This window comes from Sphingomonas sp. AC411 (genome assembly GCF_979253035.1).
The window spans coordinates 2,329,114-2,342,238 of sequence record NZ_CEEDAQ010000001.1 but is presented as its reverse complement, the minus strand read 5'-3'; the positions used below and the strand labels follow the sequence as shown (position 1 = coordinate 2,342,238).

Genomic DNA, 13,125 nt, shown 5'->3' with positions numbered 1-13,125 from the left:
TTGCTGACGAGAGACAGCGCGTCGTTACTGCAACCTCACCAATTGGGCCCCGGCCTCCGCCGGGGTGGTGCGTCTGTCTTCCTTCAGTTTTTCATCCGCCAGCCGGTCTTGAAGATCCACGCGATCACCAACAGGCACACCGCCAGGAAGCCGGCCGTTACCGCGAGGCTCACCCCGACCGCGACGTCACCCTGCCCGAAGAAGCTCCAGCGGAAGCCGCTCACCAGGTACACGACCGGGTTGAACAGGCTGAACGTCCGCCAAGGCTGGGGCAGCATGTCGATCGAGTAGAACGCGCCGCCGAGGAAAGTCAGCGGGGTAATCAGAAGCGCGGGGACGAAGTTCAGTTGCTCGAACCCATTGGCCCAGACGCCGATGATGAACCCGAACAGGCTGAACGCCACTGCGGTCAGGATCAGGAACGCGAGCATCGCGAACGGATGCTCGATGCGCAGCGGCACGAAGAACGACGCCGTCACCAGGATGATCAACCCGAGGATCACCGACTTGGTGGTCGCCGCGCCGACGTAACCAATCACCATCTCCATCGCCGAGACAGGGGCCGACAGCAGCTCGTAGATCGTGCCCGTGAACTTCGGGAAGTAGATGCCGATCGAGGCGTTCGAGATGCTCTGCGTGAGCAACGACAGCATGATCAGGCCGGGAACGATGAAGCTGCCGTAATCGACGCCACCGACATTCTGCATGCGACTGCCGATCGCACCGCCGAAGACGATGAAATACAGCGAGGTCGTGAGGACCGGCGTGACGAGGCTCTGCCACAAGGTGCGCAGCGCACGCGCCATTTCGAAGCGGTAGATCGCCCAGATGCCATGGGTGTTCATGCGCGTTCCCCACCAGGTCGACAAAGATGTCTTCGAGGCTCGATTTGCTGGTTTCGAGGTCCTTGAAACCGATGCCGAGTTCGGCAAGTTTCCGCAGCAACGACGGGATGCCGGTATGGTCGGCCTGTGCGTCGAACACGTAGCGCAGGCGCTTGCCGTCGTCCTCCAGCGACAGGTCCCACTCCGCGAGGTCGGCGGGGATCGTCGTCATCGGGTCCTGGAGCGCGATGTCGAGTTCGCGCTTGCCGAGCTTCTTCATCAGCGACGCCTTGTCGTCGACCAGCAGCAGCTTGCCCTTGTTGATGACGCCGACGCGGTCGGCCATTTCCTCGGCTTCCTCGATGTAATGCGTCGTGAGGATGATCGTGGTGCCGCCCTCGCGCAGGCGGTGGACGAGCTTCCACATGTCGCGGCGCAATGCGACGTCGACGCCCGCGGTGGGCTCGTCGAGGAACAGGATTTCGGGTTCGTGGGCGAGTGCCTTCGCGATCAGCACGCGGCGCTTCATGCCGCCCGACAGTTCGCGGATCTTCGCGTCGCGCTTGTCCCAGAGCGAGAGGTCGCGGAGCACCTGTTCGATGTAATCGCTATGCCCCGAGCGGCCGAACAGGCGGCGGCTGAAGGTGACGGTGGCGAGCACCGTCTCGAACATGTCGACGTTGAGTTCCTGCGGCACGAGGCCGATGCGGCTGCGCGCCTGCTTATAGTCCTTGATCGCGTCGTAGCCGGCAACCTTGATCGTGCCGGCGGACGGCGTGACGATGCCGCAGATGATGCTGATGAGCGTCGTCTTGCCCGCGCCATTGGGGCCGAGGAGCGCGAAGATCTCGCCCTTTTGGATATCGAGGTCGACGGGGTGGAGGGCGGTGGTGCCGCTCTTGTAGGTCTTGGTGACGCCCGCGATGGACAGGATCGGTTCGGTCATTGGCACCCCTTTTCGTGAGGGGAAGATGGGGGTGGTGCGCTCCTATTGATAGGGGGCAGGCCAGCCAAATCCCGTCATCCTGGGCTCGACTCAGGATCCAGAGCCATGCGCGTTGCGGTTGTAGCTCTGGGTCCTGACTTTCGTCAGGATGACGGGAGTGGGTGGGGTCAGCCGGCCCGCGCCGCCGCGACAGCTTTTGTAGGTCCTCCAGCGGCAGCGCGCCGGACAGGACGCGGTCGCCTATCACCCAACTCGGCGTACCGGTCATGCCGAGCTTGGCGGCGGTTTCCATGTTCTTGGCGATTTCCGCGTCGGCGGTCTTGGTGAAGCTCGCCTGCGTGGTGTCGACCCCTGCCTTGCTCGCCGCCGCGGCGATCGAGGCATCGCTGACCGGGCCACCGGCGTAGAGCGCGTCGTGGAAGGTGGCGAACTTGCCCTGCTGCGCGGCGGCGAGGACTCGCTCGCGCGGCGATCCGGCTTTCCGCGCTGAGAATGGGGAGTTCGCGGAAGACGACGCGGACTTTCGGGTCGGCGGCGATCAGCTTGGCGATCATCGGCAGGCTCGCGCGGCAATAGCCGCAGTTGTAATCGAAATACTCGACGAGCGTGACGTCGCCCTTGGGGTTGCCGGCCCAGGCGCTGCCGAACGGCGTGACGATCGCGTCGCGGTTCGCGGTGACGGTCTTGCCCGACTCGCGGTCGCGCAGTTTGTCCATCGCCTCGGGGAGGATCTCGGGGTGTGCGAGGACGTAATCGTGGACGATCGATTCGACCTGCGCCCGCTCGACTCCGCCGCCCTGGCGATCATAGCCCCAGACCGCGAGGCCCCCGAGGGTGGCGCCGATCAAAGCGACGGCCGGGAATGTAAATTTGCTCATTTGCGCCGCTTATACTGCTTGGGATTGTCGTCCATCTCGTTCTGCGCGGCCATCGCGATATCCTGTGCGCGGATCCAGTCGGTCGTGTTCGCCGGGATGTTCGCCAGCGCATATTGCGCGCTCGCCGACGCGGTGCGCATGTCGCCGCCCATGCTCGCGCGCTCCGCCGTCGCGAGGGCGGCGCGCGCAGTATCCCCGGTCAGTTCGTAGACCGTGCCGAGCTGCATCCAGGCGAACGGGTTCTGGTCGTCGCGGCCGACCGCGGTGCGCAACACCTTGGTCGCCTCGGGATAGTTCGCCTTGTTCTCGGTCGCGATCAGCGCATGGCCGAAGGTGGTGGCGATCAACGGATTGTTGTTCGAGCCTTCCGTCGCTTCGCGCAACGGGACCAGCGACTCGGTGGGCTTGCCGGCTTCGAGCAGGATCTGCCCCTTGATCTCGAGAAAATACGGGTCGGTCGGCTCGGCCTTCACCAGCGCGTTGGCCTCGGCGTCGGCTTTGTCGGGGTAGCCGGCCTTGTGATACGCATAGGCGCGGGCGTAATGCGCGTAGATCGACTGGTCGCTGGGCGGGTAGGCCTGCAACGTCTGGTCGGCGGGCATGACGTAGCCCGCGAGCTTGGCCTTCACGCGGCGGAAGCGTTCCTCCAGCGCGGCGTCGGGCTTGTTGCCCCAGGCGGGGGAGGCTTGCAGGTCGGCGGTGAGCGTCGCGACGCGCTCGCCCGAGAGCGGGTGCGACTGCATGAACGGATCGATGTTGGCGGTGCCGAAGCGATATTCCTGCTGCTGCAATTTCTTGAAGAAGCTGAGCATGCCGCGGCCGGAGATGTTGGATTGGCGGAGGAATTTCGCCGCGGTCGCGTCGGCGGTGGATTCCTGGACGCGGCTGAACGAGAGGTAGCTGCCCATCGCCGCCTGCTGGCCTGCCGCCATGATGCCCGCGCCAGCTTCGCCGGAACCAGCCGCCATCGCGGCTAGGCCGAGGACCATGGAAAGCAGGTACATGCCCATTGCGGGCTTGGTGCCGCGGTCGGCGAGGACGACATGGCCGTCGGCGATGTGGCCGAGTTCGTGCGCGATGACGCCCTGGACTTCGTTGGCGTTGTCGGCGGCCTGGATCAGGCCTGAGTGGACGTAGACGGTCTGCCCGCCGGCGACGAACGCGTTGATCGATTCGTCGTTGATGAGGACGACCTTCACGTCGCGGGTGGAGAGCCCGGCCGCCTTGATGAGCGGGTTGGACATCTCCGCGAACATCGTTTCGGTTTCGGCGTCGCGGAGGATCGACTGGGCCTGGAGGGGCGTCATCCAGAGGAGGAGGGCGGTGGCTGCGGCGGCTACGAAGCGCTTCATATTGCGGGGTATCGTCGATCGGGGGCGGGGGGCAACCGTCGTGCGGTGGGGGTGCGGTAGAGTGAAGTGTAGGAAGTGCAGGCGCTGGGAGCGGTTTGCGGGGGTAGAAGGGAGGGTGGCTGGCATTGGGGGAGGGGAGCAGGGTTTGCTTGTGTAGGACAGGGGTTTGAGGGGGCTGTTGAGGCACTGGGGGCACGTCGTGCTCGTTTCTTTCCCCCGTCATCCCAGCGAAAGCTGGGATCTCATGGTTTGGCGGGTGTCGCGTGCCACGTGGGATACCCCAGCTTTCGCTGGGGTGACGGGAATGGGTTGGGGTGGACAGGGTACGCTCTAGACGGTGCCGCTCAATAACTACCGCCCCGGCGAAGGCCGGGGTCCAATTGGGGAACCGGGCTAACTGAAGGCAGCGCTCCGTTACTTCAACCTTTCCAATTGGGCCCCGGCCTTCGCCGGGGTGGTGGTGTGCGTGGAGGGGCAGGCGTGCCTCGTCAGGGGCGCTAGAACCCAAACTCACCTAGCATCGCCCCGCGTCTTGTTCACCCGCGAAGGCGGGTGCCCAGTCTGGGTCCCCGCCTTCGCGGGGATACATGCTTTTCGCGGTTCGCCGTCGCCACCGTAGGCGTTGGCGCTGACGGATAGCTTGCGGCCGGACGATCGCAGCACTCTCCCACAAACGATAACGGGCGCGGCCTTTCGGTCGCGCCCGTTCTTTGTTCACGGCGTCCGGCGTCAGCCGAAGGTGCGCTGCCACCAACCGCGGCGGGGGCGCCGTCGGGGTCGTCGTTGGTGTCCGACGTCGCGACGTCCTGCGGCTGGACTTCGGCCTTGGGCGGGACGGTCTCGATCCGCGTCGCGAGCAGTTCGCTGGTCGGGGCGGCGTCGCCGGCTTCGACCACCGCCACCTTCCGCGGGCGACCGCGGGGCTTGGCGACCTTGGCGGGTGCTGCCTCGGCGACCGCCTCTTCAACCGCTGGCGCTTCGACCGCGGCGTCCGACGCCTTGCGACGCGTGCGCTTGGGCTTCGGTGCCGCTGCTTCGATGGTCTCGGCGGGCGTTGCGCTCACCTCGTCCATCGTCGCCTCTGCGACCGCTTCGCGACGGCGACGACCGGGCTTCGGGGCAGCCGGCTTGGCGGCGACGGGCTCCGGAACGATCGGCGCCGGAACCACTGGCTCCGGTGCAGCCGTCTCGGCTTCCGCCTCGACCGCGCGTGGCTTGCGACCACGACGAGCCTTGGGTGCTGCATCCGCCACCGCCTCGGCGATGTTCGCCGCAGCGGCCGCCGCGCGTGCCCGCGGACGACGGCGCATCTTCGGGCCCTCGGCCACTTCCGCGACCGGGGCTTGCTCCACAGCGGGCTCGACGACCGGCTCGTAAGGCGGCTCGGCATAGGTCGACTCGACCGGCTCATACGCTTCCGGCTCGGGGGCCTCGGCGATCAGCTGGGCGTCGTCGATGCTGCTGACGGCCACGTTGCCCTGCTCGTAGCGGCGACCGCCGCGACGACCGCGACGACCGCGCCGACGACGGCCTTCGCCCTCGACGCCATTGGCCTGCTCGGCAGGTGCGCCGCTGTCGACCGCTTCGCCACCGCCGACTTCGACGATGTCGCCCTCGACCTCGTCGATTTCCTCGACGTTGGTGTCGGTGTCCTCGAACGAACCGTCCTCGTTGACGCCCTCCGCTGCACCTTCCTCACCCGGACGTGCGCGACCGCGACGACCGCGGCGGCGACGACGCTTCTTGCCGCCTTCACTATCGGCATCACGGGGTGCGCGCTGCTCGCCGTTACCCTCGCGACCGCCCTCACGACGACGCGGCTGCTCGGCCTCGGCCTCGGCCTCCTCGACCTCTTCCTCCTCGATCTCGTCCTCGATCTCCTCGGGGAGGTCGTCCTCGTCTTCCTCGATGATCTGGACGAACTTGGGCGCGTGCGCGGGCGGCGGGCCGCTGGCCTCGACCGTCATGTGCGCGCCTTCCTCGTCCTGGCCGGGGATGATCTCGACGATCACGCCGTAGCGATCCTCGATCTCCGAGATATCGGCACGCTTGCGGTTGAGGATGTAGACCGCCGCTTCCTGGCTCGCGCGCAGGGTGAGCAGCGAGCCGCGACCGCGGGCGGCCTCGTCTTCGATCAGGCGCAATGCCGAGATGCCCGACGACGAGGCGGTGCGGACTAGACCGGTTCCCTCGCAATGCGGGCAGGGGCGGGTGGACGCTTCGAGCACGCCGGTACGCAGGCGCTGGCGGCTCATTTCCATGAGGCCGAACGACGAGATGCGACCGATCTGGATGCGCGCGCGATCGTTCTTGAGCGCCTCCTTCATCGCCTTCTCGACCTTACGGACGTTGGAATTGTTATCCATGTCGATGAAGTCGATGACGACGAGCCCGGCCATGTCGCGCAGGCGGAGCTGACGGCCGATTTCCTGGGCTGCCTCGAGGTTGGTCGCGGTCGCGGTCTGCTCGATCGAATGCTCGCGCGTCGACCGGCCCGAGTTGATGTCGATCGAGACGAGCGCCTCGGTCGGGTTGATGACCAGATAGCCGCCCGACTTCAGCTGGACGACGGGATGATACATCGCCGACAGCTGATCCTCGACGCCGGCGCGCTGGAACAGCGGCACGGGGTCGGCGTAATGCTTGATGCGCCGCGCGTGCGTCGGCATCAGCAGGCGCATGAACTCGCGCGCCTGGCGATAGCCGTCCTCGCCCTCGACGATGACCTCTTCGATTTCCTTGTTGTAGATGTCGCGGATCGCGCGCTTGATCAGGTCGCTGTCGCCGTAGACGAGCGCAGGGGCCGACGCCTTCAGCGTGGCCTCGCGGATGCCGTCCCAGAGCCGTGCGAGGTAATCGAAGTCGCGCTTGATCTCGACCTTCGAGCGCTGGAGGCCCGCGGTACGGACGATGCAGCCCATCGACGGCGGCAACTGCATGTCGGCCATGATCGTCTTGAGGCGCTTGCGATCGCCCGCGTTGCTGATCTTCCGCGAAATGCCGCCGCCGTGGCTCGTGTTCGGCATCAGCACGCAGTAGCGCCCGGCGAGCGACAGATACGTCGTCAGCGCCGCGCCCTTGTTGCCGCGCTCCTCCTTGACGACCTGGACGAGCAGCACCTGACGGCGATGGATCACGTCCTGGATCTTGTAGCGGCGGCGCAGGTTCATGCGACGCTCGCGCAGATCCTCGACCGCGGCATCGTCGCCGTTCGACTTGCGCTTGCGACGCGGGGCCTCGCCCGATTCTTCGGCGCCTTCGAGTTCGTCGGCGACGTCGGGATCTACCCCACCATCGTCCTCGAAGCGCTCGATGTCGTCCTCGTCGTCACCCTCTTCGTCGTCCGAGATCATAGTCGGCGCGCAGTGCGGCTTCCTCGGCGGCGTGCTCGGCTTCTTCGCGGAGCAGCGCGTCGCGGTCTTCCTTGGGGATCTGGTAGTAATCGGGGTGGATTTCGCTGAATGCGAGGAAGCCGTGGCGATTGCCGCCGTAATCGATGAACGCCGCCTGGAGCGACGGCTCGACCCGCGTGACCTTGGCGAGGTAGATATTGCCTTTGAGCTGCTTGCGTTCGGCACTCTCGAAATCGAATTCCTCGATCCGGTTACCTTTGACGACGGCGATCCGGGTTTCTTCCCGGTGGCGTGCGTCGATCAGCATACGCGTTGTCATAATGGATTCTCCGCGCGCGCGCCGGGCCTGTCGGCAGCCGTCGCGCGCTTGATGGTGATGCGGTCGGGCACGGACGCCCGGACTCGCGGATGGTGTGCGAAACTGCCTCTGCTTGAAGTGCATGCCGCGGGAACTCTCCCTGCGGCGCCCGCACGACCGCGAGTCCGTCGGCGAAGGCCGGTCGGAGTGCGGGGCGGGGGAATGCGTCATTCGAGCGTCAACCTGAAGTGCCGCGCCGGCGAAGGATCCGCAGGCGGGCGTGGAGACCGGCGCGTCGCTGGTAAAATCCAGGCGACACACGGCTGTACGACAGGACTAGCACTGCATACCCGAACTCGCAACTAGCCCGATATTGGCTGCTTTCGGCCGCGTTTCGGCTCGAATTCAGGGCGGGAAGGCGCAGACTTGCCGGCCCGGCAGAGCCTTGCCGGCAAATTCATGGCAAACGGCAAATTAACCGCACACCGCAACGCGCTCTTGGGACGCCGGGGCTTATCTTCCGTGCAGCGATCGGATGTATCGATCAAAGGGGTGTATCATGGCTTTTCGCTGGACCGGCGGTCGATCCGCACGGCAAGGACGCGGGGTGTTCACGGTAATCGCCCTCATGGCCGGCTGGCTGTCGAGCGTCCCCGCCTGGGCGGCGACCGTGCAGAGCGTGGCGATTCGTGACGGGCGGATCGTCATCCGCTTCGACGAGGCGGTCGGCGATGCCGCGAGCCGCGTGCTGACCGGGCCGCGCCAGATCGCGGTCGACGTGACCGGCGCGACTCCGGGCCGCGAGATTGCCGCGCGGGGGCTGGTGACCGGCGTCACGCAGATGCGCAGCGGGCGCTCGGGGATGCGGATGGTGTTCGACCTTGCCGAGCCGGCGATCGTCACCGATGGCGGGTTCGATTCCGACGGTCGCGAACTGACGCTGGCATTGCGCACGGTCGATTACGCCCAGTTCGCGCAAGCCGGGATCGCCGGGCCGCTGAACTTCTTCCCGTTCAATTTCGGTGCGGCCTCGCGGCCCAAGTACAAGGTGTCGGTGCCGGTGCCACCCAAGGCGCGAGGCATGAAACTGCCCCGCGTGCAGGGCGACGACACGCGGCCGCTGGTGGTGATCGACGCGGGACATGGCGGTGTCGATCCGGGGGCGATCGGGCCGAACGGACTGCGCGAGAAGGACGTGACGCTGAAGGTCGCGAAAGCCATCCGCGACGAGTTGCTGGCATCCGGGCGCGTGCGGGTGGCGCTGACGCGGAGCGACGACCGGTATCTGGTGCTGCGCGAGCGCTACGGCGTGGCGCGTCGGCTGAAGGGCGACCTGTTCATCTCGATCCACTGCGACAGCACGGGCTCGGCGGATGCGACCGGCGCGACCGCGTACACCTTGTCGGAGGTGGCGTCCGACAAGGAAGCCGCGCGGCTGGCGGCGCGCGAGAACAAGGCGGACGTGATCTCGGGCGTGAACCTGGGCGAGGCGCCCGCGGACGTGTCGTCGATCCTGATCGACCTGACGCAGCGCGAGACGATGAACGCGTCGGCGACGTTCGCGCGGTTGCTTGGGCGCGAGGCGAGGCCGTTGATGCCGCTGAAGGCGAACTTCCACCGGATGGCGTCGCTGATGGTGCTGAAGGCGCCCGACATGCCGTCGATCCTGTTCGAGACGGGCTATATCTCGAACCCGCAGGACGCGGCGTTCCTCGACAGCGAGGAAGGGCGTCGCCGGATCGCGGAGAGTGTCACGCGCGCCGTCGAGGTGAATTTCGCGCGGCGGATGGCGGCGCGGTAGCGATTGGGGAGGGGTGTTCCCTCCTCCTGTTCTCCCGCGAGGGCGGGAGCCCAGACTGGACTCCCGCCCTCGCGGGAGAACAAGCTAGTAACAGTCGATACGGTTTCCTCCCGCTCCACATCATGCCACAAGCCCCGTAAATTCTTTGGGGCTTGCTGAATGACCGACACGACACGGGGCGCACCCGAAACCAGCATGCGCGAGCTTACCTTCCGCGGGATCGTGCTCGGCGGGATCATCACGCTGCTGTTCACCGCGGCCAACGTGTATCTCGGGCTCAAGATCGGGCTGACGTTCGCAACGTCGATCCCGGCCGCGGTGATCTCGATGGCGGTGCTGCGGGCGTTCAAGGATTCGACGATCCTCGAGAACAACATCGTCCAGACGATCGCGTCCGCCGCCGGCACGCTGGCGGCGATCATTTTCGTGCTGCCCGGCCTCGTGATGATCGGCTGGTGGCAGGGCTTTCCGTTCTTCACGACCGCGGCGATCACGATGTTCGGCGGCGTGCTGGGCGTGCTGTTCTCGGTGCCGCTGCGCCGTGCGCTCGTCGTCGACACGGTGTTGCCGTACCCCGAAGGCCGCGCCGCGGCGGAAGTGCTGAAGGTCGGCGCGGGCAGTCGCGAGGGCGGCGAGGAGAGCGCGCGCGGGCTCGGCATCATCGTCGCCAACGCCGTCGTCTCGGCGGGGTTCGCGATCCTGACGCAGACCAAGCTGGTCGCGGCCGAAGCCGCGACGTGGTTCCGCGTCGGCGCGGGTGCGACCGGGATTTCGGGCGGGCTGTCGTTCGCGTTGCTCGGCGCGGGGCATCTGGTCGGCATCTCGGTCGGCATGGCGATGTTCGCGGGCGTGGTGATCGGCTGGTGGATCCTGCTGCCGATCCTGACCTCGGGCAGCAGCATCACCGGCACTGCCGAGGTGATCGCGACGACCGTGTTCCGCTCGGACGTCCGCTTCTTCGGCGCGGGCGTGATCGGCGTTGCGGCGATCTGGACGTTACTGAAGATCGCCGGGCCCGTCGTCGGCGGCGTGCGTTCGGCATTGGCGGCTTCGGCGGCCAAGCGGGGCGGTGTCGTGCTGGCGCTGGAGGAGCGCGACATTCCGATCGGGATCGTCGGCATCGCGTCGCTCGCGATGCTGGTGCCGATCGGCATCCTGCTCTGGACCGTCTTGCAGGGCGGGCCGCTGGAGGCGTCGGCGATCGGACTGATCGCGGGCAGCCTTGCGTTCATCCTCGTCATCGGCCTCGTGATCGCGGCGGTCTGCGGCTACATGGCGGGCTTGATCGGCGCGTCGAACTCGCCGGTGTCGGGGATCGGCATCCTCGCCATCCTGGCCGCGTCGATCCTGCTGGTGTCGTGGTTCGGCCGTGCGGTCGAGCCGGGGACGACGCAGGCGCTGGTGGCATACGGGCTGATCGTGACCGGCATCGTGTTCGGGATCGCGACGATCTCCAACGACAATCTCCAGGATCTGAAGACGGGCCAGCTGGTCGGCGCGACGCCGTGGAAACAGCAGGTCGCGTTGTTGATCGGCGTGGTGTTCGGCTCGATCGTGGTGCCGCCGGTGTTGAACCTGCTCGGCAGCACGCTCGGGTTCGCGGGTGCGCCGGGAGCGGGGCCGAATGCGCTCGCGGCGCCTCAGGCGGCGTTGATCTCGGCGCTGGCGAAGGGCGTGCTGGGGGGCAATCTGAACTGGGCGATGATCGGCTATGGCGCGCTGACGGGCGTTTTCGTGATCCTGGCCGACGAGTTGCTGGGCAAGGCGGGGAAGCTGCGATTGCCGCCTCTGGGAGTCGGGCTCGGCGTGTATCTGCCGATGTCGGTGACGTTGCCGGTGACGATCAGGGCTGTCGTCGGATTTGCGTATGATCGCTGGGCGGATCGAGCTCGGGATCCCGAGCTCGCCAAGCGGATGGGGGTGCTGACCGCTACCGGCATGATTGTTGAGGAGTCGCTCTGGGGCGTCGGCTTTGCGGGGATCGTGTACCTGACCAACCAGGAAACGCCGTTGGCGCTGGTCGGGGATGGGTTTGCTGGCGTCGCGCTGGTCGGCGGGACGGTGTTGTTCGCGGTGCTGACCTGGGTGATGTACCGGCGGACTATGGCGGCTTCGCGGTAAGGCGCCCGTCGAGATAGCTTGTATCCCCGCGAAGGCGGGGATCCAGACTGGGCTCCCGCCTTCGCGGGAGAACAAGATTGGGTCAGACCTAGTCCGATTCCACCACCCCGGCGGAGGCCGGAGCCCAGTTGGGGAACGTTGCTAACTAAGCAACGCGCTTCATTACTGTAGCCTTGCCAACTGGGCCCCGGCCTCCGCCGGGTGGTGCTTTGGTTTGCGTGGGAGGAGTTAAACCGCGCCCCGACTCACTTCATCGCAGCAAGCATGTCCTTGATCGGCACGAACGCAAACCCGACCGAGCTGTCCGCGATCCCGTACGGCATGAAGATCGTATCCCCATGCTTCAGTGCGCCGCAGCTATAGACGACGTTGGGCACATACCCCTCGCGGTCCTGATCCTTCGCCGCCAAAATCGGCTGCTTCGTCCGGCCGATCACCTTCGACAGGTCATCCTTGTCGAGCAGCACCGCGCCGATCGAATATTTCCGCATCGCGCCCACACCGTGGGTCAGCAGCAGCCAGCCCTCGTCCAACTCGATCGGCGGCCCGCAATTGCCGATCTGCACTAGCTCCCACGGATATTCGGGCGTCAGGATCTTCTCGCCGTCGTCCCAGTCGGTCAGCGTGTCGGACTTCAGCAGGAACAGATTCTCGCCGTCCTGCCGGCCGATCATCATATACTGGCCGTTCACCTTCCGCGGGAACAGCGCCATGCCCTTGTTGCGCGCGGCGGGGCCGGTCATCGGCACGAGGTCGAACGCGCGGAAATCGCGGGTGCGCATCAGTTCGGACTGGATCACCGAGCCGTTATACGCGGTGTAGGTGCCGATCCACTCATACTCGCCGTTCTCGTGCTGGAACCGGACGATCCGGAGATCCTCTAGGCCCTTCGACTGCGCCTGCGTGATCGGGAAGATCACCGTGCCGCTCAGCGTGCTGTCGCGGTGGCGATAGACGGTGACGGGGCCCTCGGGCATCTCGTCCTCGCCGCTGCCGACCGCGTCGGTCGCGGTCGCGAACGGCGGTTCGGGCGCCAGCTTCATCTGGTTTTCGCAGGTGATGATACCTTCGCGGAACGCCACCGAAGAGATGTGACCCTCGCCGACCGCACGTAGCGACATCAGTATCCGCATCGAGCCCGGTGGCATGCCCGACTGGTCGAAATGCGGCACCGCGCTGGGGTTCATCAAAGCAGCGGCGGCATAGCTGTACTCGTGGCAGAAATACGCGCCGATCAGCTGGCGCTTCTCATCGCCGATCTCCGCACCGTTCAGCCCGAGCATGTCCTCGATCTGGTCGTAGCGCGTCATGAACACGCGCCGCGTCTGCCAGTGGCGCGCCTCGAAATCCTTCAGCACGACCTCGAGCTGCGCGCGCGCCTGTGCGGGCGACATTTCCAGCACTTCGCCGACCAGCCGCTCGGTGCGGCTCGGTGCGCCGCCATGACCGCCCCAGGCGATATGGAACGGCCGCACGACAACACGCGAAGGATCCGCGTGCAGCCGCAGCTGGTGGTTGAACAGATCCATCGTAGCAGTGCCCCGCGTCGTTC

The 13,125-nt window shown here is 66.4% G+C and carries 5 protein-coding genes and 4 pseudogenes; 2 read left to right on the top strand and 7 right to left on the bottom strand.

The genetic code is table 11. From position 1 onward, the window contains the following. Window positions 1-83: 83 nt before the first annotated feature. The 6 genes and pseudogenes from AC0IX7_RS12045 to AC0IX7_RS12020 form a co-directional block, all read right to left on the bottom strand. A complete protein-coding gene (locus AC0IX7_RS12045; RefSeq protein ID WP_248524478.1) occupies window positions 84-845 on the bottom strand; it encodes an ABC transporter permease in 762 nt (253 codons plus the stop codon). 10 nt (window positions 846-855) lie between these two features. Further along, a pseudogene (locus AC0IX7_RS12040) lies at window positions 856-1,770 on the bottom strand (ABC transporter ATP-binding protein); the annotation flags it as partial. A 250-nt stretch (window positions 1,771-2,020) separates the two neighbouring features. Next, window positions 2,021-2,161: pseudogene (locus tag AC0IX7_RS12035) on the bottom strand (DsbA family protein); the annotation flags it as partial. A 145-nt stretch (window positions 2,162-2,306) separates the two neighbouring features. Continuing rightward, window positions 2,307-2,648: pseudogene (locus AC0IX7_RS12030) on the bottom strand (DsbA family protein); the annotation flags it as partial. Further along, complete coding sequence (locus AC0IX7_RS12025; protein ID WP_471812087.1) at window positions 2,645-4,000, bottom strand: M48 family metalloprotease; 1,356 nt, start codon at window positions 3,998-4,000, stop codon at window positions 2,645-2,647. The pseudogene AC0IX7_RS12030 and the gene AC0IX7_RS12025, both read right to left, overlap by 4 nt. Before the next feature lie 1,091 nt (window positions 4,001-5,091). Then, window positions 5,092-7,660: pseudogene (locus tag AC0IX7_RS12020) on the bottom strand (Rne/Rng family ribonuclease); the annotation flags it as partial. A gap of 550 nt (window positions 7,661-8,210) precedes the next feature. Between AC0IX7_RS12020 and AC0IX7_RS12015 the strand changes: the two are divergent. Continuing rightward, window positions 8,211-9,452 (top strand): N-acetylmuramoyl-L-alanine amidase, encoded by a 1,242-nt coding sequence (locus tag AC0IX7_RS12015; RefSeq protein WP_471812085.1) that lies wholly within the window; start codon window positions 8,211-8,213, stop codon window positions 9,450-9,452. 159 nt (window positions 9,453-9,611) lie between these two features. Continuing rightward, window positions 9,612-11,573 (top strand): OPT family oligopeptide transporter, encoded by a 1,962-nt coding sequence (locus tag AC0IX7_RS12010; protein WP_471812083.1) that lies wholly within the window; start codon window positions 9,612-9,614, stop codon window positions 11,571-11,573. 245 nt (window positions 11,574-11,818) lie between these two features. On the opposite strand, the gene AC0IX7_RS12005 is transcribed toward AC0IX7_RS12010, so the two are convergent. Beyond that, window positions 11,819-13,102 carry a glycoside hydrolase family 130 protein gene (locus tag AC0IX7_RS12005; protein WP_471812081.1) on the bottom strand — a complete coding sequence of 428 codons (1,284 nt, stop codon included), beginning with the start codon at window positions 13,100-13,102 and terminating at the stop codon, window positions 11,819-11,821. Window positions 13,103-13,125: the final 23 nt, after the last annotated feature.